We start from the raw sequence: 22,247 nt of genomic DNA on the forward strand, positions 1-22,247 counted from the left end.
AGCAGGGCCTGGACCTGCCGATGATCACGGGCGTCAAGCGCTGAGGAAACACGCCATGAATATGCAAAACCCTGCATCAAAGCCGCTCAAAGGCATTCGTGTGCTGGACCTGAGCCGTGTACTGGCCGGCCCTCATTGCACAGCAATGCTGGCTGACCTTGGCGCTGAAGTGATCAAATTCGAAGTCCCAGGGCATGGCGATGACAGCCGTCACCTGGGACCTTTCGACAAAAATGGCGAGAGCGTCTATTTCGGCCTGATCAACCGCGGCAAGCGTAGCGTCGAGCTTGATTTCAAGGCTCCGGCCGATCTTCAGCGCTTCCATGCACTGGTCGCCGACGCTGATGTCGTGGTGGAAAATTTTCGCCCTGGCGTGACCCAGCGCCTGGGCATCGACTTCGACAGCCTCAAGGCACTCAACCCTCGGCTGATATACGCCAGTATTTCCGGATTCGGTCAAAGCGGGCCATTGTCCTCCCGCCCGGCCTACGACATCGTCGCCCAGGCCATGTCTGGCCTGATGAGCGTGACCGGCTTTCCCCAGACCGGCCCAACCCGGAGCGGTGAGGCCCTTGGAGACCTCTGTGCAGGCGTCTACGCCGCCTGGGCAATCAGCTCGGCACTGTTCGCCCGTGAGTTCCAGGGTGCAGGTGCACAGTACCTGGATGTGGCGATGTTCGACGTGTTGGTCAGTCTTCAAATGACTGGACTGTCCAATCTTTTTGCCCAGGGCCGCGCGCCCGGACTGGTGGGCAACCGGCATCCGGTCTCGACCCCTTTCGACACCTACCGCGCCGCCGATGGATTGGTCGTGATCGCAGTCGCCAGCGACAAGCTGTTCCGCCGCTTGTGCCAGAGCATGGAATGCCAGGCCTTGGCGGATGACCCACGTTTCGTCGACGACAGCTCACGCACCGCGAACGAGGCGTCATTGAAGGCACAGATCGAGGCCTGGACCTGTACCCGAGGCGTTGAACAGATCTGCTCCTTGCTGCTGGACGCAGGCGTACCCGCCTCCCCCGTATGGAATCTCGCCCAGGCCACAGGCAGCGAACAAGCCCATGTGCGCCAATTGCTGGTAGAGGGCTGCGCGCAGTCACCTTTGGTACCGCAGCCAGTGTTTTTCAATGGAAGCAAGCCCCACACCGCCTCACCCGCCCCCCGCCTGGGCGAAGCCAATGCCTTGTACGGTCTGTCCCACACAGGAGAATAAAAATGAATTTCGAACTGGACGCCGCAGAACTTGCGATCATCGAATCGGCCGAACGCGTCGCTCACGACGTGCTCAAACCAAATGCCCAAGGCTTTGACGAGGCCGAAGCATTCTGTGCCGACAGCCTCAAAGCCTTGGGCGAGCTGGGGTTCATGGGGATCAATCTGCCAGAGGCCTATGGCGGGTTTGGCATCACAAGCCTGGCAATGAGCCGCGTGGTTGAGGCCGTCGCAGCCGCCTGCGCCTCCACCGCATCGGCGATGACTGCGCACTTCCTGGCCACCGACTCCATCCTCATTGGCGGGACAGAGGCGCAGCGCCAGCAATGGTTGCCTCGTGCCGCCACGGGCGAACTGCTGGGCGCCTTCGGCCTGACCGAACCGGCCGCCGGCTCCAATCCGGCTGACATGCGCACACGGGCAAGCCAGGAGAACAATGGATGGCGAATCCGTGGCAGTAAGCACTACATCACCAATGCGCGCGAAGCCGATTTCATCGTGCTGTACGCCAAGACCGACGCGGACGCGGGTCATCACGGCATCAGCGCATTCCTCATTCCCAAAGGCACAGAGGGCATCACCTTTTCCAGCCCGGAGAAGACCATGGGCCTGCGCGGCAGCACGATCTATGAGCTGTCCCTGGACTGCTGGCTTCCCGCGAGCGCCCTGCTGGGCCAGCCTGGTCAGGGCTTCAAGACCGCCATGGAAGTACTGGATCGCGGTCGGGTGGAAGTGGCGGCGATGGCCTTGGGCATCGCCCGCACGGCTATGGAATACAGCCTCAGCTGGGCCCAGCAGCGCCAGATCGGGCCCAAGCCCTTGGCGGCCTACCAGGGCACACAGTGGCGTCTTGCAGACATGCACACCCAATTGCAGGCAGCACGGCTGCTGACCCTGCAGGCTGCGGCCGCGCGCGACGCGGGTGGGCGCTTCAGCCTGGAGTCGGCCACCGCCAAGCTGTTCGCCGCCGAAGCGGCGGGCTTCATTACCGATGCCGCACTCCAACTGCATGGCGGCTATGGCTACATCCGCGACCTGCCGCTGGAGCGCCTGGTGCGCGATGCACGCATCCTGCGCATTTTTGAAGGCACTTCGGAGGTGCAGAAAATCATCATCTCGCGCGCCGTACTAGACGCCGACCGCACTTGAGGTGTCAGCCTGGAAGGCACCAGCCGACCAGGCTCACAGGGCATCCGCTACATAACAACAATAGAGGCGCCATGGGCAATGGCGCCACGGGAGAAACCCTCATGTCTGGCAAGCCCCTCATCGAAACGCGCTCCATCGACTTCATTCCTGAAAGCGAACGACACGGTCGGCTCTTCAGCCAGTTCACCTTGTGGTTCGGTGCCAACTTGCAGATCACGGCCATTGTCACCGGCGCCTTGGCAGTGGTGCTGGGTGGCGATGTGTTCTGGTCATTGATCGGCCTGTTGATCGGCCAGGTGTTCGGCGGCATCGTGATGGCATTGCACGGCGCCCAAGGTCCGCGTCTTGGCCTGCCGCAGATGATTTCCAGCCGCGTGCAGTTCGGCGTATTCGGCGCGGTGATACCGCTGGTACTCGTCTGCATCATGTACATCGGCTTCAATGCCACCGGCACGGTACTGGCCGGCCAGGCGATTGGCCGAATGGCGAACATCAGCGATACGAGCGGCATCCTGGTTTTCGCCACCGTGATCGTGGTGTTGACAGTGTGCGGCTACCGGGTGATCCATCTGCTCGGGCGGGTCGCCAGCGTGCTTGGCGTGGTGGCGTTCGCTTACCTGTTCGTACGCCTGCTGTCGATCAATGACATCGCCACCCTGCTCGAAAATCGACACTTCAGCTGGAACACCTTTCTTCTGGCCGTTTCGCTGTCGGCGTCGTGGCAGATTGCGTTCGGCCCTTATGTAGCCGACTACTCGCGCTACCTCCCCAGCGCAACTTCCCCGCTGCGCACCTTCCTCGCCGTGGGTCTGGGCTCGGTACTGGGCTCGCAAACCTCCATGGTGCTCGGCGTGTTCGCAGCGGCGCTGGCAGGCGGCGCCTTCTCCGGAAACGAGGTGAACTACATTGTTAGCCTGGGCGCCAGCGGAATGATTGCCGGCCTGCTGTTCTTCAGCATCGGCTTTGGCAAGGTGACCATCGCTACCTTGAACGCCTATGGCAGCTTCATGTGCATCGCCACCATTGTCAGTGCGTTCCAAAAACGCTTCACCGTCTCTTCCGGCCAGCGCCTGGTGTTCGTGCTCTGCATAGTCGGTATCTCCACTACCCTGGCGCTGATCGGCCAGCACTCCTTCCTCAGCGCATTCAAATCCTTCCTTCTGTTCCTGTTGGCGTTCTTCACACCCTGGAGCGCCATCAACCTGGTGGATTACTACTTCATCACTCAAGAGCGTTACGACATCGCCGCCCTGGATGACCCGGATGGCCGGTATGGCCGCTGGAACTGGGTAGGCATCGGCACCTATGGGTTCGGGGTCTTGGTGCAGATGCCCTTCATCGCCACCGGCTTCTACACAGGCCCCTTGGTGCAACACCTGGGCGATACGGACATTTCCTGGTTGGTTGGGCTGATCGTGCCAGCGCTCGTCTACTACCCGCTTGCCAAGCACGGGGCGCGACGTCAGCAGCCTCTGCCTGCGCAGGGCTATGCCCAGAAACAGTGCTAGCCCCTGAGCCGCTTGCCGCCCGATGAGGGCGGCAGGCCACCTGCCCCACCCGCCCTTACAACCCCCGAGCCCCCATGGACACCAACACACAACCTACCCAGCCGACCAGGACACAGGAACGCCTGTACCTCACGGCGGTGGACTTGTTCGCTGAACAGGGCTACCAGAATACGAGCTTGCGCGACCTGGCCGCCCGCTTGGGTATCGGCGCAGGGTCCCTCTACAACCACATTGAAAGTAAACAGGCGCTGCTCTTCGACCTCATCGAGGAATGCATGAGCGACCTGCTAAGCCTCACTCGGGTAAAGCTCAAAGCCGCCCAAGGCACGCGCGCCCGTCTGCATGCATTCGTGAGTGCCTTCATCGAACTTCAGCAGAGCGAGCAAAAAAAAGTGCAGCTCATGTTGCGGGAGGCTCGCAACCTGACGGCGGAACACGCTCGGCTGCATGCCGCGATGCGTGATGAATACACTCAGCAGCTAATGGCTATCATTGCCTCCACCTTCCCTCGAGGCATTGATCGCTCAAGGACAAAGTTCTTCACTGACAGGGTCATCGGCATGCTTGAAAGCCTTTGCCAATCATCGGATATCGACTCGGCCCTGTCACAACGGCAAATCATCGAACAACTGACCGAGATGATTCTGGGCGCGGCGTCCCGCCTGGAACTGGAACCCTCCACGGCGCAGACAGCCCGTGCTTCGTCGAGTGCCGTGTGAGCAAGGCTCGTGCTCTGCCACTCGATGGGTAACATGCCGGCCGAATCTGCAAGTGGTCAGCACGCTCAATAAAGCCCCACGGATAGTGCAAACGCAAAAAGGGCGATCCTTTCGGATCGCCCTTTTCGGTGCCCGGAAACCCGGGGCTTTATTTGGTAGGCACAATTGGACTCGAACCAACGACCCCCACCATGTCAAGGTGGTGCTCTAACCAACTGAGCTATGTGCCTGTCGATGAGGGCGCATTCTACGCGCTCCAAAATCGCTGTCAACTGTTTTTTTCACGCTAACTCACTGAATCTTAAAAATATTTACCTGACCCGAAGCGACGGGGGGAGTAAAGGATTTTCAACGGACGACTAGCGGGTGTTTATTATTATTGATAGCATCGGTACATTCGTTAAAAATATAAAACACGAGGTTCCCCGAGCATGGCCAATACCCCCTACCCCCAGTCCTACTACGCCGCCTCGGCCAACCCGGTGCCGCCACGTCCGGCGCTGCAGGGTGAGGTGGAGACTGACATCTGCATCATCGGCGCCGGTTACACCGGCCTGTCCAGCGCCCTGTTCCTGCTGGAAAACGGCTTCAAAGTGAGCATCGTCGAGGCGGCCAAAGTGGGCTTCGGCGCATCGGGCCGCAACGGCGGCCAGATCGTCAACAGCTACAGCCGTGACATCGACGTGATCGAGCGCACCGTCGGCCCCAAGCAGGCGCAACTGCTGGGTCAGATGGCCTTCGAAGGCGGACGCATCATCCGTGAGCGCGTGGCCAAGTACAACATCCAGTGCGACCTGAAGGACGGCGGCGTATTCGCTGCACTGAGCGCCAAGCAGATGGGCCACCTGGAGTCGCAAAAGCGTCTGTGGGAACGTTTCGGCCACACCCAGCTGGAGCTGATGGACCAGAAGCGCATCCGCGAAGTGGTCGCCTGCGATAACTATGTCGGCGGCATGCTGGACATGAGCGGTGGCCACATTCACCCGCTTAACCTGGCCTTGGGCGAAGCTGCCGCGGTCGAGTCGCTGGGTGGCGTGATTTATGAACAGACCCCGGCCGTGCGCATCGAGCGCGGTGCCAACCCGGTCGTGCACACCCCACAAGGCAAGGTGCGCGCCAAGTTCATCATCGTTGCCGGTAACGCCTACCTGGGTAACCTGGTACCGGAGCTGGCGGCCAAGTCCATGCCATGCGGCACCCAGGTGATCACCACCGAGCCACTGGGCGAGGAACTGGCCCGCACCCTGCTGCCGCAGGACTACTGCGTCGAGGACTGCAACTACCTGCTCGACTACTACCGCCTGACCAGCGACAAGCGCCTGATCTTCGGTGGTGGCGTGGTCTACGGTGCTCGCGACCCGGCCAACATCGAGGCAATCATCCGTCCGAAGATGCTCAAGGCCTTCCCGCAGCTCAAGGACGTGAAGATCGACTTCGCCTGGACCGGCAACTTCCTGCTGACCCTGTCGCGCCTGCCACAGGTGGGTCGTATCGGCGACAACATCTACTACTCCCAGGGCTGCTCCGGTCACGGCGTGACCTACACCCACCTGGCGGGCAAGGTACTGGCCGAAGCCCTGCGTGGCCAGGCCGAGCGCTTCGACGCCTTTGCCGGTCTGCCGCACTACCCGTTCCCGGGTGGTCAGCTGCTGCGCGTACCGTTCAGCGCCCTGGGCGCCTGGTACTACAGTCTGCGCGACCGTCTGGGCATCTAAGACGAGCCGGGGCGACGAAAGCGTCGCCCCAGGTATTGTCGGCCCTATCGCGGGCCAAGCCCGCTCCTGGCTGCAGGAGCGGGTTTGGCCCGCGATTGCATTACTGGCCCAGGCTGCGGACCGCCTGCTTCGCCGCGATTTCCTGGCCTGCCCGGGCCAGCTCGTCGGCGGCCTGCAGCCAACGCTGACGGTCCACCTGAGCCGGCAGCTGTTTCGGTGGCTGCACCAGCACAGCCCAACTTCCCGTCTTCGCCCACGCAGCCTCGAAATCATCGAACGCCATCAACAGACGACGCTGCATCCCCGAACGCAACAGTACCCGCCCTTTGTAGCTGTCATAGCCAATCAGCACCGCATAGCGTGGCTCACTCCAAAAGGCCGAGCCTTCTTCGTAACGCACTAGCACTGGGTTGCCTGCCGCCACTTGGGTCAGCAAGGCCTCAAGGCGCTTGTCCAGCGGGTAGACGACCATGCCGTATTCACGCGCTACCTTGGGAATGCCGGTGCCCAGCGCATCGGCGCCTTGTGGCAGGTTAAGGGGTTTATCAAGCAAACCCGGCGTGATGACCACGCCCTGTTGCGACAGCAGTGCCGCCAGTGCCATGGCCCCGCTGTGATTGGCCTTGCCGCGATAGAACGGCACGCTGCTGATCTCGACCCGCTGCGCCTGGCCCTTCGCCACAGGCGATGGACCACTGGCGCAACCGGCCAGGCTGGCCGCGACCAGGCACGCGGCCAGCAGCCGGCGCGATGAAGTGAAGGTTTCTTGCAACATGGGCACTCGCTTGTTCCGTCGCCAGGCAGGCAGCGCCCGGCCCTGGGCTCCGATCATAGGCTGGGTGCGTGTTTGGGTATAGCCCGTCACCGGCTTGGAACGAAACGGCCCAAGGGAATAGACCTTCGGTCAATGGAACGCACCGCCCGGCGGGCTAGACTAAAGCAGTGTCTGGAAGGCGAGCCCCGTGCGCGCCTGAGAGAAGGAGGCACACATGAGCCTGACAATGGCGATTCTGATGCTGGTGGGGATGTGGTTGAGCGTCGCCGCCGCCATGCTGTGGGGGGTGTTGCGCATCGTGCGCAGGCATTCCCACCATCACCTGCCACCGCAAACGTTGCCCAAACCACAGCCGGCGCGTCGTGCGCGGCGGCATGCAGGGGCGCACTGAGCATTCAACCCAGCCTGCCGACGCGGCCCACACACGACAGACCGCTCCCCTACCCGCCAGCCCGGGATCCTGAAAAAGCAAAGGGGGCGCAGTTCGCCCCCTCCTTTTTGCTTCGAGCGATCAGCCCTCGGCAGCTTCGCGCTTGAGCCGAGCCCGGCGCGCCATGATGTTGAGCACCTCGATCGCGGTCGAGAAGGCCATAGCGGCGTACACGTAGCCTTTCGGCACATGGGCACCGAAGCCCTCGGCGATCAGGGTCATGCCGATCATGATCAGGAAGCCCAGTGCCAGCATCACCACGGTCGGGTTGTCGTTGATGAACTTGGCCAGCGGGTCGGCAGCTACCAGCATCACGACCACGGCGCTGATCACGGCGATGATCATGATCGGCAAGTGCTCGGTCATGCCTACAGCGGTAATGATGCTATCGATCGAGAAGACGATGTCGAGCATCAGGATCTGGCCGATCGCAGCGGCAAAGCCCAGGGTTACAGTGGATCCAGCCTTGGCTTCTTCCTTGGCGCCATGGGGATCGACGTTCTCGTGGATCTCTTTGGTGGCTTTCCATAGCAGGAACAGACCACCGGCGATGAGGATCATATCCTTCCAAGAGAAGCTATGGCCGAACACATCGATCACAGGTTCGGTCAACTGGACGATCCAAGCCACGGTCGAGAGCAACGCCAAGCGCATGATCAGCGCCATGCTGATACCGATACGCCGCGCCTTGGAGCGGTAGGCCTCAGGCAGCTTGTTGGTCAGGATCGAAATGAAGATCAGGTTGTCGATGCCCAGCACGATTTCCATGGCCACCAGCGTGGCCAGGGCGACCCAGGCAGCGGGGCTTGCAGCGAGTTCCAGCAAATATTCCATGATTTAGTCCTGCATCGGGTCCGGATCAGATGTCTTGGGTGTCGCTTTTTTCTTCAGCGGCCTTGGGCTTGGCACCCTCCGAGCCGATGGCCTCGCTCAGGGCCTGTTGGGCAGCTTCGTTGGTCTTGTCGATCGCCTGCTTGGCCGACTCGGCGGCCTGGTCGAGCATCTGCTGGGCGGACTTCTCGGCCTGGTCGCAGCCAGCAAGGCTGAACAGGGCCAAGGCCAGCACCAAGGGCGTACCGATGGATTTGAGTTGCAACATGGGAATCCTCGCTTTTCCAATTTCCGGCGCTGCATGCAGCGCCTTATGGGTGGGCATTCTAGAGAACGCCATACATCAGGAAAATTCGTATTTTCAGCGGTTATACTTCGGTTTTTACGAATCGGGAAAGTGCCGGATGCTCAATTATCGCCAGCTTCACTACTTCTGGGTGGTGGCCAAGACCGGCAGCATCGCCCGCGCAAGCGAGCAACTGAACCTGACGCCTCAGACCATCAGCGGGCAGATCAGCCTGTTCGAACAAGCCTACGGCCTGGAGCTGTTCCAGCGTGTCGGGAGGCAGTTGGAGCTGACCGAGACCGGCCGCCAGACGCTGGGCTATGCCGAACAGATGTTCCAGATCGGCGGTGAACTGGAAGCCCTGCTGCGCGCAGGGCCTCAGGAGCAGATCCTGTTTCGCGTGGGTGTCGCCGACGTCGTCCCCAAATCCATCGTCTATCGCCTGCTGGCCCCGACCATGGAGTTGGACAACGTCCTACGCATCAACTGCCGCGAAGACAAACTCGAACGCCTGCTGGCCGACCTGGCTATCCAGCGCCTTGATGTAGTGATCTCCGACAGCCCGATGCCCAGCCACCTGGACATCAAGGGCTACAGCCAGAAACTGGGCGAGTGCGGCCTGAGTTTCTTCGCCACCCCGGCGCTGGCGCGCCAGCATGCCCGGCCCTTCCCGACCTGCCTGGACGACGCACCGCTGTTGATCCCGGGCCAGGAGACCGTGGTCCGCAGCCGGTTGCTGCGATGGCTGGCCGAACAGCAGCTGCATCCACGGATCATCGGCGAATTCGATGACAGCGCCCTGATGCAGGCCTTCGGGCAGTCCGGTAGCGGGATTTTCGTGGCGCCCAGCGTGATCGCCGAGGAAGTGTGCCGCCAGTATGGCGTCGAGCTGATCGGGCAGACCGAGGCGGTGAACGAGTCGTTCTATGCCATCTCGGTGGAGCGCAAGGTGACCCATCCAGGGATCGTGGCGATTACCGAGGGGGCGCGGCGAGATCTGTTTCATTGGTGATCCCACACACGGGAAATACGGATTAGCCGATAGAACGTGGAGCTCGCGGCAGTATGCGAAGCGGCCCGAACGTCCGAGCTCAGACCAGGCCTATAAAGCTCTGTGTTAAAGTTGCCGGTTTTACAAAAACGAGATTCCGCTGCACATGACCCCCGTCCTTCGTCTCATCAACCGCACCGGTCTGGTGACGCAGATCTGCATCGGCCTGGTGGCCGGCATCGCCCTGGCCCTGCTCGCCCCGACCGTGGCCCGTGACCTGGCCTTTCTAGGCAAAGTGTTCGTCAGCGCGCTGAAAGCGGTGGCACCGGTACTGGTGTTCATCCTGGTCATGGCGTCGATCGCCAATCACCGTCACGGCCAGGAAACCCACATCAGACCGATCCTCTGGCTGTACCTGCTGGGCACCTTCGCCGCCGCGGTCGTGGCCGTGGTCGCCAGCATGGCGTTCCCGTCCAACTTGGTGCTCAGCACCGGCGATGCCTCGCTCACCGCTCCCGGCGGCATCAGCGAAGTGCTGCAAGGCCTGCTGTTGAGCGCCGTCGACAACCCGGTCAATGCGCTGCTCAACGCCAACTTCATCGGCATTCTGACGTGGGCCATCGGCCTGGGCGTCGCCATCCGCCATGCTGGGCAGACCACCCGCACCGTGGTCGAGGACCTGTCTAACGGCGTGACCCTGATCGTACGCGTGGTCATCCGCTTCGCCCCCCTGGGGATCTTCGGCCTGGTCGCCTCGACGCTGGCCCAGTCCGGCCTGGACGCTCTGCTTGGTTACTTGCACCTACTGATGGTGCTGATCGGTTGCATGCTGTTCGTGGCATTGGTGGTCAACCCGCTGATCGTGTTCTGGAAGATCCGTCGCAACCCGTACCCACTGGTATTCATGTGCCTGCGCGAAAGCGGCATCACGGCGTTCTTCACCCGCAGCTCGGCGGCCAACATTCCGGTCAACTTGGCGCTGTCGGAAAAGCTCGGACTGCATGAGGACACCTATTCGGTATCGATCCCGCTGGGCGCGACCATCAACATGGCGGGCGCAGCAATCACCATCACCGTGCTGACCCTGGCCGCCGTACACACCCTGGGCATTACGGTGGACCTGCCGACCGCCGTGCTGCTCAGTGTCGTGGCGGCCGTGTGTGCCTGTGGCGCTTCGGGCGTGGCCGGTGGCTCGCTGCTGCTGATTCCGCTGGCCTGCAGTCTGTTCGGGATCCCCAGCGAGATCGCCATGCAAGTGGTGGCGGTCGGCTTCATCATCGGCGTATTGCAGGACTCGGCCGAGACCGCGCTCAACTCCTCGACCGACGTGCTGTTCACTGCAGCGGCTTGCCTGGGGCAGGAGCGCCGCACCGCCTGAGGTACCAGCCCGCTCCGGCAACCGGAGCGGGTTTTCCCCGCAGTATTGTCTGATTGATTAAGCCTGCCGCATTACCTAGGCTAGTGGCCTTTTCCTCGCAATGAGACAGGGCCATGTCAGAACACGAAACCGCAGGCGAAGGCCGTTTCAACAGCATCGAGATCCGTGTGCTCGGTTCTCTGATCGAAAAACAAGCCACCAGCCCGGAAACCTACCCGCTGACCCTCAACGCCCTGGTGCTGGCCTGTAACCAGAAGACCAGCCGTGAACCGGTGATGAACCTCTCCCCCGGCCAAGTCGGCCAGGCCCTGCGCGCCCTCGAAGGGCAAGAAATGACCCGTCTGCAGATGGGCAGCCGCGCCGATCGTTGGGAGCAACGGGTAGACAAGGCATTGGAACTGGTGCCAGCTCAACTGGTGCTGATGGGGTTGATGTTCCTGCGCGGGCCACAGACCCTCAACGAACTGCTGACCCGCAGTAATCGCCTCCATGACTTTGAAGACGTCGACCAGATCCAGCACCAGCTCGAGCGTCTCATCTCACGCGGCCTGGCGCTGCACTTGCCACGCCAGCCCGGCCAACGCGAAGACCGCTACACCCACGCCCTTGGCGACCCGGCGCAGATCGAGGAAATCCTCGCCGCACGCCAGCAAGGCGGCGAGCGCAGCAACAGCGGCACCAGTGTGTCGGATGAGCGGATCGAGGCCCTGGAAGCCCGGGTCGCAGCGCTGGAAGCGCGCCTGGCCGCACTGGAGGGGTGAGATCAGGGTTGATCGGCCTCAGGAAAGTTTCGGCAACTCTTGCGCTCGGCCAGCTCCTGATCGGTGGGACGCTGGTCGACAAAGACCGTGCGCCCGTCGGCGTAGATCTCCAGGTAGCCCCAGTGCAGATCCTGCTCCTTCTGCCCGGGCTTGGGTGGCTCTAGCCACCAGGGTTCGCGGCTGATCAGGGTCATGAGTGTGTTTCCTGAGGGTATCTGCAATAAATCATAGACACCTCCAGATTTGGCTTTGACAGAGCGCATAAGCATTCGCGGGTAAACCCGCTCCCACAAGTACGGCACTGAACCGGAGAACAGCGCTATACCTGTGAGGGCGGGTTTACCCGCGAAGAGGCTGGTGCAGGCTTACGCCGGCGCCGAGGTGCGGATCAGGTGGTCGAAGGCTGCCAGCGAAGCCTTGGCCCCTTCACCCACGGCGATGACGATCTGCTTGTACGGCACCGTGGTTACGTCACCGGCAGCGAACACGCCAGGGATGTTGGTCTGGCCCTTGGCATCGACGATGATCTCGCCACGCGGCGACAGCTCGACCGTGCCCTTGAGCCAGTCGGTGTTCGGCAGCAGACCGATCTGCACGAAGATGCCTTCGAGCGCCAGGTCGTGCAGCTCATCGCTGTTGCGGTCCTTGTAGCGCAGGCCCGTGACCTTCTCGCCATTGCCCAGCACTTCGGTGGTCAGGGCGCTGGTGATGACCTTGACGTTCTGCAGGCTGTGGAGCTTGCGTTGCAGCACGGCGTCAGCACGCAGTTGGCTATCGAACTCGATCAGGGTCACCTGGGCGACGATACCGGCCAGGTCGATGGCCGCTTCCACGCCGGAATTGCCTCCGCCGATCACCGCCACACGCTTGCCCTTGAACAGCGGGCCATCACAGTGCGGGCAGTAGGCCACGCCACGGGCGCGGTATTCCTGCTCGCCAGGGACGTTCATTTCGCGCCAACGGGCGCCGGTGGCGAGAATCACGGTCTTGGCCTTGAGCGAAGCGCCGCCGGCCAGGCGAACTTCGTGCAGCGCGCCATTGACGCCTGGGATCAACGCTTCGCCGCGTTGCAGGTTCATGATGTCCACATCGTACTGCTTGACGTGTTCTTCCAGCGCCCGGGCCAGTTTCGGTCCTTCGGTTTCCTGGACCGAAATGAAGTTCTCGATCGCCAGGGTGTCAAGTACCTGGCCACCGAAACGTTCGGCGGCAACGCCTGTACGAATGCCTTTGCGCGCGGCATAGATGGCTGCCGAAGCGCCAGCGGGACCACCGCCGACCACCAGCACATCGAAGGCATCCTTGGCGTTGATCTTCTCGGCCTCACGGGCACCGGCATTGGTGTCGATCTTGCCGAGGATTTCCTCCAGGCCCATGCGGCCCTGGCCGAAGACTTCGCCGTTGAGGTAGATGCTAGGCACCGCCATGATCTTGCGCGATTCGACCTCCTCCTGGAACAGCGCACCGTCGATAGCCACATGGCGCACATTGGGGTTGAGCACAGCCATCAAGTTCAGGGCCTGGACCACATCCGGGCAGTTCTGGCACGACAACGAGAAGTAGGTTTCAAAGGTGAATTCACCTTCCAGGGCCTGGATCTGCTCGATCACCTCGGCACTGGCCTTGGACGGGTGACCGCCTACCTGTAGCAGCGCGAGCACCAGGGACGTGAACTCGTGGCCCATGGGGATGCCGGCGAAACGCAGGCTGATGTCAGCCCCCGGACGATTGAGCGAGAACGAGGGACGACGGGCGTCAGAGCCGTCCTCGCGCAGGGTAATGAGGTTCGACAGGCCGGCGATTTCCACCAGCAGGTCATGCAATTCGCGGGATTTCGCGCCGTCGTCGAGGGAAGCAACGATCTCGATCGGCTGGGTGACCCGCTCCAGGTAGGTTTTCAGTTGCGATTTAAGCGTGGCGTCCAACATACGGGCGATTCCTTTTTCAAAACTTGGATACAAAAACGCCCAGGCGAGGTCGCCCGGGCGTTTTTACGGGGCGGTGGCTACTTCAGCTTTGGCGGCTGGCTACCGCCCGCGACTTGCACATCAGCTTAGATCTTGCCGACCAGGTCCAGCGATGGCGCCAGGGTGGCTTCGCCTTCTTTCCACTTGGCCGGGCAGACTTCACCTGGGTGGGCGGCAACGTACTGGGCAGCCTTGACCTTGCGCAGCAGCTCGCTGGCGTCGCGGCCTACACCACCGTCGTTGATTTCGACGATCTTGATCTGACCTTCCGGGTTGATCACGAAGGTACCGCGATCAGCCAGACCGGCTTCTTCGATCAGCACGTCGAAGTTGCGGGCGATGACATGGGTCGGGTCACCGATCAGCGGGTACTGGATCTTGCCGATGGTGTCCGAGGTGTCGTGCCAGGCTTTGTGAGTGAAGTGGGTGTCGGTGGACACACCGTAGATTTCCACGCCCAGCTTCTGGAACTCGGCGTAGTTGTCAGCAAGGTCACCCAGCTCGGTTGGGCAAACGAAGGTGAAGTCAGCTGGGTAGAAGAACACGACGGACCACTTGCCTTTGAGGTCGGCTTCGCTGACCTGGACGAATTCGCCCTTGTGGTAGGCAGTCGCGTTGAACGGTTTGACCTGGCTGTTGATGATAGGCATGGAGACGCTCCTTCATGGGTTGAAATCAGTTGACGGAGAGAATCCTAACCGCAGGCTCCGATAAAGGCTCATTGGCAAACCTCATGCTTGTGATTGGTTTTCGCTATAAGCCGCCAATCCCGATAGATTCTTTGATTCCTAAGACGCGTCGGCCTGTACACATGCCGATGCCTCGAGCCTCCCGCTGGGACCGGCGCTATAGTCCAGCCAGCACTGTTGATCACCCGCCTCCCCCCAAATGACCTTAAGCCGGCCTCGCTGCGCATCGCCACGCACATGCAGGCGGCTGCCCTGGCCGACCATCCCTCGCTCACTACCCGCTTCATCCAGTACCAATGCACCGAAGGGCAATGCCTGGCCGCTCACCTTGAGCGCGTGCAGCATCAGTGGATGACCACTACGAGTTGGATAGTGCAACCAACTTGCCGCGCCTGACCGCGGCACTACCGACTGGCCAGTGAGTTGCAGCTCAACATCCTTGGACATGCCTTTGGGGTCGAGCTCCACCGTGTTCAGGCCATACGGCAGCAATGCAGGCACCACCGCAAACCCACGCTCATCGAGGCGGATCTGAGGATGCTGACGAAGCCGCGCCGCGCTCGCACCCGGTGCATGAACAATCGCAAAGCTTTCCCCAAGCGGCGGGGCCATGGACAAGCCCCCCGGATGGGCAACCAGAGCCCCTTGGGCGCCCAATGAGGTTTGGCGATGAGTGTGCCGATTGGCGAACGAGGCGTTCAGCTCGCCAAACGAACCGCGGTGCAGCAGGTGGGCATCCAGACCTGCTCCGCCCCGCGTCCCTTCCTGACGCACGGCAGCCAGCCCATACCCCCATTGCCCACGCTCACCAGCCGTTGCACGCAGGCGCACATTCGAACGCCCCTGCCTCTGAGCCCCCCATGTCATCCCACTGCTCAACGAAGCACGACGCCGCTCCCCAAGCGGCAGGCTGGCCGTGAGCGTGAATGTATCGAGCGCCTGGCCAGAAGGTCGCCGTTCACGATCGAACCGCATCCCGTAGTTGAGTTTTCCCAGATGGTTGTTGTAGCCCAGGCTGTAACTGCTTTGGCGGTCTGCGCCCTGCCCCCACCCCGCCATCAGCGTCAGACGACCACCTTGCGAGCCCAACGGCTGGTTGACGGTAAGTCCGACCCGCCGCCGCGCAGGGGCCACCACATGGCCTTGGCTCGCCTGGGCAAAATCGTCGAAACGGTAATAGCCCGCGTATTGCGTCAAGGTCGCGCCAAGGTCGGTCTCCCATGCAGTGAGCCTGTGTCGCCAGCTCATCCGCCAGGCGTGCCCTTGTCGTTCCCGATCCAGCGAAACGCGGCTGTGGTAGCGCGTCAGGCCGACAGCACCGACGCCACTGTTTATCGCCACCCCCATGGCACTGGCCAGATAATCGCTGGCCAACCACGCACCTCCATGCACACTCAGATGGTTGTTCAGGCCTTGTTGCCAACTCCCCTGCAAATGGCCAGGCCCCATCTGCCCCAGCTCATCGCGCCAGACACCCGCTGCGAATTCGAACCGTTTGCTTCCTGGGCGCAAGGCAAGCGGTGCGGCCTGGCTCGGCACGAAGAAGGTTCGCACCTCGCCATCGGCCTCGCGCAGAGTGACCTCAAGGTCATCGTGCAAGCCGCTGGCATAGAGGTCGTCGATTTCGAAGGGGCCAGGGGCTACTGTCGATTCGTGCACCAGCACACCGCGCTGGCGGATGCTCAGTAACGCCGTGCTGTTGGCCACACCGCTGATCACGGGGGAAAAACCGCGCTGGGTCTGCGGGAGCATGCGCTCGTCATTGTTCAACAACACGCCACGCAACGCGCCGGTATCGAAAACGTCGCCACGGCTGTAGCTATCACCGAGTGTCATTTGCGATGACCACGCAGGAATGTCCCGCCTGACCGACAATCCACCCGCCTGATAGTGCGAGGCCCCGGCATCACGCCCTTGCCAGCGCCCCTCGTGACGCCAGTACCAGTCCCCTGTGTTCAACCCCATGCGCAGGCCCAGGTACCCTTGACGAGTGCCACTGCCCTGCTGTCTGGATCGCTGCTGATGGAGGTTGAGCCGGTAGTCGATAAAGCCCACATTCACCCCGCCGTCCCACTGGTCTGCGGGAAAGTGACCGCTGGATCGGCGGTCCAGGGCTTGTTGCGCTACCACCAGATCCAACCGCAATGCGCCAAAATCAAGCGTCTCACTAGAGGGCACTTGTAACTCGGACAAGGGCAGACACGCGTCATCTTCCTTGAGGACGCTCTGGGTCTCGCTGGCCAAGGATTGCAGATCCAGGCCCAAACGCTGCAACAAGCCCTTGCTGTAGCAAGGCGCTGCCTGGTTAGTCAGCGTTTGCTTCTTTAGCAAAACAGGCAACCGACCTTTCCACTGCTGGTTGAGCACAATGTCTAGGGTGAAGCGCCCCTCCGGGACGACCGCTTCCCTCTCGAAACGGCGCACGTCCAATGACGAGCCTTGCTTGAGCAGCCCTGCGTCAAACTCGATCGCCAGGACCGGCTCCCCCCAAAGACTGGCGAGCAGACACCCTGGCACACAGTCGACGAATGTCCTGCGGCTCATGACAAGCCTCAGCCCGCCCCGCTCGCATGTACGGCTTCTGGCCGTTCATGCACCGCGCCGTAGTCGTCGATGAATGCGTAGCGCACCTGGACGATACCGCCAGTCCTCAAGCCTGGCGCGGCGAATCGAGTGTTCGAAAAAGGCGCTATATGGCCGGGCTCGATGTCGAGCACCTGGTTACCTTGATGCACCTCCAATTTGGCGAGATTGACGAAGTACGGACTGGGGTTGTCGACCTGCAGCACCCCGCCAGCCCCATCGCGCAAAACACGCCAGCGCAGCATCTGATGCGCCTCCGCGACATTGCCCGACAACCTCATGGGACGATAGAACAGCTTGATACGGGTCCGCAGGGAAACCTGAAGCGTGTTGCCTGTGCCTTTGGGGGGGACGTCGAGCACATTGAGCCAGTACAGGCTTTCACGGTCCTGGGGCATCGTTTCGCCCGTATGGAACAGTCTAAGGCTCTGCCCCTTGCCTGGATCCAGGCGAAACAATGAGGGCACGAGGCTGAATGGGGCGTGTAGCGCCTGCGCATCCACCTGGGCAGAGCCGTCATCGACCCAGGCCTGGACCAACGATGGATTGAGCCCTTCGTTGCTGAGCTTGAGGGTGATCTCGGCCTGGTCGGCCGGATAAACGACACGCGTACTGGAGATGACCACGCTGGCGCCTGCTTCGGCGCAAGACAGCCATACAGCCAGCAGCGCCCAGCGCCTGAGGGCGTTGAGTTGAAAGAACATCGAATGCCTTGTTCTGTAAATGGCGAGGACAGGCGCTCAGGCCTGTCCGAGGAAGCTCAGAGGTAATCGAGCGAATACTGGACGCGGGTGGAGACCAGTCCTGGCGTAGCGGCCCCGGTCGCGTAGTAACGCGCGTGATAGTCGAGCGTGGCGTTACCACCGACGATCTGCACGGTCTGGGAGCGCTGGCTGCGTTTGGCGGCCGACAAGTCCATCGGTGCGAAGCTGCTATTGAGCAGTTCAATCTGGACATTGCGGCTACCGCCGGCATCCACGATAAGCCGACCCTCGGGGCTAATGGTTGGGCCAGGCTCGAAGTAGGTCGAGACCCGGCTTACGGTTGGGGCGCAGTTGGTCAAGCGCAGCTGGAAGGACGTTTGCCCGGCCACCTGCCCAGGCCGAGACAACAAGGTCGCATTGACGTCAGGCAGACTGACCGGCAAGTTGCCATTACCGCCATTGACGATGCAGGTCGGCGCAAGCACTTGACCACTGATGCTGATTTCGCCGTGATCCGCCTGCGCGGTACCAGCATAGAGAAGCGCGCTGCCGCAGGCTGCGCACAAGGCTTTATAGAGTGTGTTCATGATCACCTTCTGATTGCTGATTGACAGCCATGCAAGTGTCAGGCTGCTGTCCGGTTGCCGGACGTGGATGCAGTATCAGGAAGGTTTCAAGAACAATATGTCGGATGACTTACCAGCCAGGCAGGTGAAATTCACGGCAGGCAAGTAAGAATCATGGCCCCGTTGCAGCGAGGCCATGAAGGAGCTGACAAGGCGGGATCAACGTGTCGCGGTGCGCATGGTCACGAACTCTTCGGCAGCGGTCGGGTGCACGCCGATGGTTTCGTCGAACTGCTGCTTGGTCGCGCCAGCCTTCAGGGCCACACCCAGGCCCTGGATGATTTCCCCGGCATCCGGCCCGACCATGTGGCAGCCCAAGACCTTGTCGGTCTCAGCGTCGACGACCAGCTTCATCAAGGTCTTTTCCTGGATGTCCGTCAGGGTCAGTTTCATGGCGCGGAAGCGGCTTTCGAAGATCTGAACCTTATGCCCGGCTTCCAGCGCCTGCTCCTCGGTCAGGCCCACGGTGCCGATCGGCGGCTGGCTGAACACGGCAGTGGGGATGTTCTGATAGTCCACCGGGCGGTACTGCTCGGGTTTGAACAGACGACGAGCCACCGCCATGCCTTCGGCCAAGGCCACCGGTGTGAGCTGGACGCGACCGATCACATCACCGATGGCGATGATCGAGGGTTCGGTGGTCTGGTACTGATCGTCCACCCGGATAAAGCCGCGGTCATCGAGCTCGACACCAGTGTTTTCCAGCCCCAGATTGTCCAGCATCGGACGCCGCCCGGTGGCATAGAACACACAATCGGCGACCAGCTCGCGGCCATCTTTGAGGGTCGCCTTGAGGCTGCCATCGGCCTGCTGGTCGATACGCTGGATATCGGCGTTGAATTGAAGATCCAGACCGCGCTTTTGCAGTTCTTCCTTGAGGTGGGTACGCACCGAGCCATCGAAGCCGCGCAGGAACAGGTCACCGCGGTACAACAGCGTGGTATCGGCGCCCAGTCCCTGGAAGATGCCAGCGAACTCGACGGCGATGTAGCCGCCACCGACCACCAGTACACGACGCGGCAGTTCTTTGAGGTAGAACGCCTCGTTGGACGTGATCGCCAGCTCCTTGCCCGGAATATCCGGCACCTGTGGCCAGCCGCCAGTGGCGATGAGAATGTGTTCGACGCTGTAGCACTGGCCTTCGACTTCGACTTCGTGGGCACCGGTGATACGGGCATGCCCTTGCAGCAGGGTCACGCCGCTGTTGACCAGCAGGTTGCGGTAGATGCCGTTGAGGCGCTCGATCTCACGGTTCTTGTTGGCGATCAAGGTGCCCCAGTCGAAATGCCCTTCCTCCAGCGTCCAGCCAAAACCGGCGGCCTGCTCCAGCTCGTCGGCCACATGGGCGCCGTACACCAGCAGTTTTTTTGGCACGCAACCAACGTTGACACAGGTGCCGCCCAGGTAACGGCTCTCGGCCACCGCCACCTTGGCACCGAAGCCTGCGGCGAAACGCGCCGCGCGTACACCGCCGGAACCGGCGCCAATCACGAACAGATCAAAATCGTAGGCCATGTATTCAGTCTCCTTGGCTGGCGACCAGCATAACGCCGTTACCCGCCGGGAACAAAAAAGCCACCCCGAGGGGTGGCTTTCGTACCAACAGTGGCGAATCAGTACGCCTTGCCGGTCTTGTAGTAGTTCTCGAAGCAGAAGTTGGTCGCCTCGATGTAGCCTTCGGCGCCACCGCAGTCGAAACGCTTGCCCTTGAACTTGTAGGCCAGCACACAGCCATCCTGGGCCTGCTTCATCAGCGCGTCGGTGATCTGGATCTCGCCGCCTTTGCCTGGCTCGGTGTTCTGGATGATGTCGAAGATATCCGGAGTCAGGATATAGCGACCGATGATCGCCAGGTTCGACGGGGCATCTTCCGGCTTGGGCTTCTCGACCATGTTGGTCACCCGATAGATGTCATCGCGGATCATGTCGCCAGCGATCACGCCATACTTGTTGGTTTCCTGCGGATCGACTTCCTGGATGGCGACGATCGAGCAACGGAACTGGTTGTACAGCTTGACCATCTGGGTGAGGATGCCGTCGCCTTCCGGGTTGACGCACAGGTCGTCCGCCAGTACCACGGCGAACGGCTCGTCGCCGATCAGTGGGCGGCCCGTGAGAATGGCGTGGCCCAGGCCTTTCATCTCGGTCTGACGGGTGTAGGAGAAGGAGCACTCATCCAGCAGACGACGGATGCCAACCAGGTATTTTTCCTTGTCGGTGCCTTTGATCTGGTTTTCCAGCTCGTAGCTGATGTCGAAGTGGTCTTCCAGGGCGCGCTTGCCGCGACCGGTGACGATGGAGATCTCGCTCAGACCTGCATCCAGCGCCTCTTCGACGCCATACTGGATCAGTGGCTTGTTGACCACCGGCAGCATTTCCTTGGGCATGGCTTTGGTAGCAGGCAGGAAGCGGGTGCCGTAGCCGGCTGCCGGGAACAAGCATTTTTTGATCATATACATCCTTAAACAAAGGCTGGGCCTGTGGAGTTCGGCGCAGTCTAATCAGGCGGCGGTCACCTTACAATGCCCCGCCCCTGGCCGACCGATGCCATGATAGAGATAACCCAGTGTAGATAGTTCCGATGGATCGTAAATATTGCGGCCATCGAACAGCACCGGCATGCGCATTAACCCCCGCACACGGCGGAAATCCGGCTGGCGGAACAGCTTCCATTCAGTCACCAGCACCAACGCGTCCGCGCCTTCGACACAGACGTAAGGATCCTGCGTGAGGCGCAGCTGGCCGCTGGCCGTCGCGTGCCGGTAGCGCTCGGCGATCCCCGCCGTCGCTGCCGGGTCGCAGGCCTGGACATGCGCGCCTGCCGCCAACAGCGCCTCGAGCAGCACCAGGCTGGGCGCCTCGCGCACATCATCGGTACCAGGCTTGAAGGCCAACCCCCAGATCGCTACGGTGCGCCCCCGTACAAAACCACCGAAGTGCTGATGCAGTGCTTCGAACAACATGGTTTTCTGCACCTCGTTGCGCGCCTGAACCGCCTGCAGGATGGCAGGCTGGTATCCGGCCTGCTCGGCGCTGTGGATCAGTGCACGCACGTCCTTGGGAAAGCACGAGCCACCATAGCCGCAGCCGGCATAGATGAAGTGACTGCCGATACGCGTATCGCTGCCGATGCCGCGACGTACCTGCTCGATGTCCACGTCTAGGTGCGCGCAAAGCCCGGCCAGTTCGTTGATGAAAGAGATACGCGTGGCAAGGAAGGCATTGGCCGCATACTTGCTGAACTCGGCCGCACGCGGCGACATCAGCAACACGCGCTCGCGGTTGCGCACGAACGGCCTGTAGAGGCGCTGCAGGCACTGGCTGGCCTGTTCGCTGTCGCTACCGATGATGACACGGTCCGGTCGCATGAAGTCCTCGACGGCGCTGCCTTCCTTGAGAAATTCAGGATTGCTCGCTACCTGCACGGCAAACCGCGCACCGCGCTCGCGCAAGCCGTTGGTGATGTGTCGAGCGACCCGCTCGGCCGTGCCCACCGGGACGGTCGACTTGTTCACCACCAGACACGCGCGAGAAAGATGGCGTGCGAGGCTGTCGGCAACTGCCAATACGTGTCCAAGGTCAGCAGAGCCGTCCTCCAGACTGGGCGTACCTACCGCGATGAACACCACCTCGGCGCGCGCCAGAGCGTGGCCCCAATGGTCGCTGAAACTCAACGACCCATTCTCCAGCCCGGCCTGTAGCAGCGCTTGCAGGCCAGGTTCGTAGATCGGGCATTGGCCCTGACGCAGTTGCGCCAGGCGAATTTGGTCACGCTCCAGACACACCACGTGGTTGCCCATTTCAGCGAAACAGGCTGCCGTGACCAGCCCCACATACCCCGCCCCGATCACACAAAGTTCCATGGCCGCACCCCTTGTCGAAGAGTGCGGCCATTGCACACCAGGCACCGTTGCAGGGCAGTG

The 22,247-nt window shown here is 61.7% G+C and carries 21 protein-coding genes and 1 tRNA gene; 9 read left to right on the top strand and 13 right to left on the bottom strand.

Annotation, left to right across the window (positions count from 1 at the left end):
• Nucleotides 1–55 precede the first annotated feature (55 nt).
• The 4 genes from HMPREF3173_RS18650 to HMPREF3173_RS18665 all read left to right on the top strand — a co-directional run bounded on the left by HMPREF3173_RS18650 (nucleotide 56) and on the right by HMPREF3173_RS18665 (nucleotide 4,588).
• Nucleotides 56–1,213: a CaiB/BaiF CoA transferase family protein gene (locus HMPREF3173_RS18650; protein ID WP_070575482.1), complete on the top strand. Its 1,158-nt coding sequence runs from the start codon at nucleotides 56–58 to the stop codon at nucleotides 1,211–1,213.
• A 2-nt stretch (nucleotides 1,214–1,215) separates the two neighbouring features.
• A complete protein-coding gene (locus HMPREF3173_RS18655) occupies nucleotides 1,216–2,361 on the top strand; it encodes an acyl-CoA dehydrogenase family protein (protein ID WP_070575485.1) in 1,146 nt (381 codons plus the stop codon).
• 101 nt (nucleotides 2,362–2,462) lie between these two features.
• Nucleotides 2,463–3,869 (top strand): purine-cytosine permease family protein, encoded by a 1,407-nt coding sequence (locus HMPREF3173_RS18660; RefSeq protein WP_070575568.1) that lies wholly within the window; start codon nucleotides 2,463–2,465, stop codon nucleotides 3,867–3,869.
• A gap of 74 nt (nucleotides 3,870–3,943) precedes the next feature.
• Nucleotides 3,944–4,588 carry a TetR/AcrR family transcriptional regulator gene (locus HMPREF3173_RS18665; protein WP_070575488.1) on the top strand — a complete coding sequence of 215 codons (645 nt, stop codon included), beginning with the start codon at nucleotides 3,944–3,946 and terminating at the stop codon, nucleotides 4,586–4,588.
• A gap of 153 nt (nucleotides 4,589–4,741) precedes the next feature.
• On the opposite strand, the gene HMPREF3173_RS18670 is transcribed toward HMPREF3173_RS18665, so the two are convergent.
• Nucleotides 4,742–4,818 (bottom strand) — tRNA-Val (locus tag HMPREF3173_RS18670).
• Between the two features lie 201 nt (nucleotides 4,819–5,019).
• Here HMPREF3173_RS18670 and HMPREF3173_RS18675 point away from each other — a divergent pair.
• Nucleotides 5,020–6,303 carry an NAD(P)/FAD-dependent oxidoreductase gene (locus HMPREF3173_RS18675; RefSeq protein ID WP_043211788.1) on the top strand — a complete coding sequence of 428 codons (1,284 nt, stop codon included), beginning with the start codon at nucleotides 5,020–5,022 and terminating at the stop codon, nucleotides 6,301–6,303.
• A 100-nt stretch (nucleotides 6,304–6,403) separates the two neighbouring features.
• Here HMPREF3173_RS18675 and HMPREF3173_RS18680 read toward each other — a convergent pair whose 3' ends face one another.
• The gene (locus tag HMPREF3173_RS18680) at nucleotides 6,404–7,135 is read right to left on the bottom strand and encodes a peptidase C39 family protein (protein ID WP_070575490.1); all 732 of its coding nucleotides are present in this window, start codon (nucleotides 7,133–7,135) and stop codon (nucleotides 6,404–6,406) included.
• A gap of 157 nt (nucleotides 7,136–7,292) precedes the next feature.
• Between HMPREF3173_RS18680 and HMPREF3173_RS24640 the strand changes: the two genes are divergently transcribed.
• Nucleotides 7,293–7,469: a hypothetical protein gene (locus HMPREF3173_RS24640; RefSeq protein ID WP_168166396.1), complete on the top strand. Its 177-nt coding sequence runs from the start codon at nucleotides 7,293–7,295 to the stop codon at nucleotides 7,467–7,469.
• Between the two features lie 120 nt (nucleotides 7,470–7,589).
• On the opposite strand, the gene HMPREF3173_RS18685 is transcribed toward HMPREF3173_RS24640, so the two are convergent.
• On the bottom strand, nucleotides 7,590–8,342 hold the full coding sequence (locus tag HMPREF3173_RS18685) for a TerC family protein (protein ID WP_043211783.1): 753 nt from the start codon (nucleotides 8,340–8,342) through the stop codon (nucleotides 7,590–7,592).
• A gap of 25 nt (nucleotides 8,343–8,367) precedes the next feature.
• Nucleotides 8,368–8,607, bottom strand: coding sequence for a hypothetical protein (locus HMPREF3173_RS18690; protein WP_043211781.1), 240 nt, complete (start codon nucleotides 8,605–8,607; stop codon nucleotides 8,368–8,370).
• Nucleotides 8,608–8,743: 136 nt separating this feature from the next.
• On the opposite strand from HMPREF3173_RS18690, the gene nhaR reads away from it, so the two are divergent.
• The 3 genes from nhaR to HMPREF3173_RS18705 all read left to right on the top strand — a co-directional run bounded on the left by nhaR (nucleotide 8,744) and on the right by HMPREF3173_RS18705 (nucleotide 11,755).
• Nucleotides 8,744–9,637, top strand: a complete 894-nt coding sequence (nhaR, locus tag HMPREF3173_RS18695; protein ID WP_070575494.1) for a transcriptional activator NhaR — start codon at nucleotides 8,744–8,746, stop codon at nucleotides 9,635–9,637.
• A 145-nt stretch (nucleotides 9,638–9,782) separates the two neighbouring features.
• Entirely contained in the window at nucleotides 9,783–10,994 is a 1,212-nt protein-coding gene (gene sstT / locus HMPREF3173_RS18700) for a serine/threonine transporter SstT (protein WP_070575497.1), read from the top strand.
• Nucleotides 10,995–11,107: 113 nt separating this feature from the next.
• Nucleotides 11,108–11,755 carry a YceH family protein gene (locus HMPREF3173_RS18705; RefSeq protein ID WP_070575500.1) on the top strand — a complete coding sequence of 216 codons (648 nt, stop codon included), beginning with the start codon at nucleotides 11,108–11,110 and terminating at the stop codon, nucleotides 11,753–11,755.
• Nucleotides 11,756–11,757: 2 nt separating this feature from the next.
• Here HMPREF3173_RS18705 and HMPREF3173_RS18710 read toward each other — a convergent pair whose 3' ends face one another.
• From HMPREF3173_RS18710 to HMPREF3173_RS18750, 9 genes are all read right to left on the bottom strand, one after another.
• Complete coding sequence (locus HMPREF3173_RS18710) at nucleotides 11,758–11,949, bottom strand: hypothetical protein (RefSeq protein WP_070575503.1); 192 nt, start codon at nucleotides 11,947–11,949, stop codon at nucleotides 11,758–11,760.
• A 171-nt stretch (nucleotides 11,950–12,120) separates the two neighbouring features.
• Nucleotides 12,121–13,683 carry an alkyl hydroperoxide reductase subunit F gene (ahpF, locus tag HMPREF3173_RS18715; protein WP_070575506.1) on the bottom strand — a complete coding sequence of 521 codons (1,563 nt, stop codon included), beginning with the start codon at nucleotides 13,681–13,683 and terminating at the stop codon, nucleotides 12,121–12,123.
• Between the two features lie 125 nt (nucleotides 13,684–13,808).
• On the bottom strand, nucleotides 13,809–14,372 hold the full coding sequence (gene ahpC / locus HMPREF3173_RS18720; protein WP_070091596.1) for an alkyl hydroperoxide reductase subunit C: 564 nt from the start codon (nucleotides 14,370–14,372) through the stop codon (nucleotides 13,809–13,811).
• Nucleotides 14,373–14,510: 138 nt separating this feature from the next.
• On the bottom strand, nucleotides 14,511–16,955 hold the full coding sequence (locus HMPREF3173_RS18725; RefSeq protein WP_070575509.1) for a fimbria/pilus outer membrane usher protein: 2,445 nt from the start codon (nucleotides 16,953–16,955) through the stop codon (nucleotides 14,511–14,513).
• A gap of 8 nt (nucleotides 16,956–16,963) precedes the next feature.
• Entirely contained in the window at nucleotides 16,964–17,698 is a 735-nt protein-coding gene (locus HMPREF3173_RS18730) for a fimbrial biogenesis chaperone (protein WP_070575514.1), read from the bottom strand.
• A gap of 56 nt (nucleotides 17,699–17,754) precedes the next feature.
• Complete coding sequence (locus HMPREF3173_RS18735; RefSeq protein WP_070575517.1) at nucleotides 17,755–18,285, bottom strand: fimbrial protein; 531 nt, start codon at nucleotides 18,283–18,285, stop codon at nucleotides 17,755–17,757.
• A 198-nt stretch (nucleotides 18,286–18,483) separates the two neighbouring features.
• Nucleotides 18,484–19,839: a glutathione-disulfide reductase gene (gorA, locus tag HMPREF3173_RS18740; RefSeq protein ID WP_070575520.1), complete on the bottom strand. Its 1,356-nt coding sequence runs from the start codon at nucleotides 19,837–19,839 to the stop codon at nucleotides 18,484–18,486.
• A 98-nt stretch (nucleotides 19,840–19,937) separates the two neighbouring features.
• Nucleotides 19,938–20,777 carry a UTP--glucose-1-phosphate uridylyltransferase GalU gene (gene galU, locus HMPREF3173_RS18745; protein WP_043211760.1) on the bottom strand — a complete coding sequence of 280 codons (840 nt, stop codon included), beginning with the start codon at nucleotides 20,775–20,777 and terminating at the stop codon, nucleotides 19,938–19,940.
• A gap of 48 nt (nucleotides 20,778–20,825) precedes the next feature.
• A complete protein-coding gene (locus HMPREF3173_RS18750; RefSeq protein WP_070575523.1) occupies nucleotides 20,826–22,187 on the bottom strand; it encodes a UDP-glucose dehydrogenase family protein in 1,362 nt (453 codons plus the stop codon).
• Nucleotides 22,188–22,247 lie beyond the last annotated feature (60 nt).

Source organism: Pseudomonas sp. HMSC08G10, assembly GCF_001808425.1.
Classification (GTDB): Bacteria; Pseudomonadota; Gammaproteobacteria; order Pseudomonadales; family Pseudomonadaceae; genus Aquipseudomonas; species Aquipseudomonas guariconensis.

Coding starts and splice junctions, on each gene's coding strand:
- HMPREF3173_RS18650 (WP_070575482.1), top strand. CDS start 56: ATGAATATGCAAAACCCTGCATCAAAGCCGCTCAAAGGCATTCGTGTG.
- HMPREF3173_RS18655 (WP_070575485.1), top strand. CDS start 1,216: ATGAATTTCGAACTGGACGCCGCAGAACTTGCGATCATCGAATCGGCC.
- HMPREF3173_RS18660 (WP_070575568.1), top strand. CDS start 2,463: ATGTCTGGCAAGCCCCTCATCGAAACGCGCTCCATCGACTTCATTCCT.
- HMPREF3173_RS18665 (WP_070575488.1), top strand. CDS start 3,944: ATGGACACCAACACACAACCTACCCAGCCGACCAGGACACAGGAACGC.
- HMPREF3173_RS18675 (WP_043211788.1), top strand. CDS start 5,020: ATGGCCAATACCCCCTACCCCCAGTCCTACTACGCCGCCTCGGCCAAC.
- HMPREF3173_RS18680 (WP_070575490.1), bottom strand. CDS start 7,135: ATGATCGGAGCCCAGGGCCGGGCGCTGCCTGCCTGGCGACGGAACAAG.
- HMPREF3173_RS24640 (WP_168166396.1), top strand. CDS start 7,293: ATGAGCCTGACAATGGCGATTCTGATGCTGGTGGGGATGTGGTTGAGC.
- HMPREF3173_RS18685 (WP_043211783.1), bottom strand. CDS start 8,342: ATGGAATATTTGCTGGAACTCGCTGCAAGCCCCGCTGCCTGGGTCGCC.
- HMPREF3173_RS18690 (WP_043211781.1), bottom strand. CDS start 8,607: ATGTTGCAACTCAAATCCATCGGTACGCCCTTGGTGCTGGCCTTGGCC.
- nhaR (WP_070575494.1), top strand. CDS start 8,744: ATGCTCAATTATCGCCAGCTTCACTACTTCTGGGTGGTGGCCAAGACC.
- sstT (WP_070575497.1), top strand. CDS start 9,783: ATGACCCCCGTCCTTCGTCTCATCAACCGCACCGGTCTGGTGACGCAG.
- HMPREF3173_RS18705 (WP_070575500.1), top strand. CDS start 11,108: ATGTCAGAACACGAAACCGCAGGCGAAGGCCGTTTCAACAGCATCGAG.
- HMPREF3173_RS18710 (WP_070575503.1), bottom strand. CDS start 11,949: ATGACCCTGATCAGCCGCGAACCCTGGTGGCTAGAGCCACCCAAGCCC.
- ahpF (WP_070575506.1), bottom strand. CDS start 13,683: ATGTTGGACGCCACGCTTAAATCGCAACTGAAAACCTACCTGGAGCGG.
- ahpC (WP_070091596.1), bottom strand. CDS start 14,372: ATGCCTATCATCAACAGCCAGGTCAAACCGTTCAACGCGACTGCCTAC.
- HMPREF3173_RS18725 (WP_070575509.1), bottom strand. CDS start 16,955: ATGAGCCGCAGGACATTCGTCGACTGTGTGCCAGGGTGTCTGCTCGCC.
- HMPREF3173_RS18730 (WP_070575514.1), bottom strand. CDS start 17,698: ATGTTCTTTCAACTCAACGCCCTCAGGCGCTGGGCGCTGCTGGCTGTA.
- HMPREF3173_RS18735 (WP_070575517.1), bottom strand. CDS start 18,285: ATGAACACACTCTATAAAGCCTTGTGCGCAGCCTGCGGCAGCGCGCTT.
- gorA (WP_070575520.1), bottom strand. CDS start 19,839: ATGGCCTACGATTTTGATCTGTTCGTGATTGGCGCCGGTTCCGGCGGT.
- galU (WP_043211760.1), bottom strand. CDS start 20,777: ATGATCAAAAAATGCTTGTTCCCGGCAGCCGGCTACGGCACCCGCTTC.
- HMPREF3173_RS18750 (WP_070575523.1), bottom strand. CDS start 22,187: ATGGAACTTTGTGTGATCGGGGCGGGGTATGTGGGGCTGGTCACGGCA.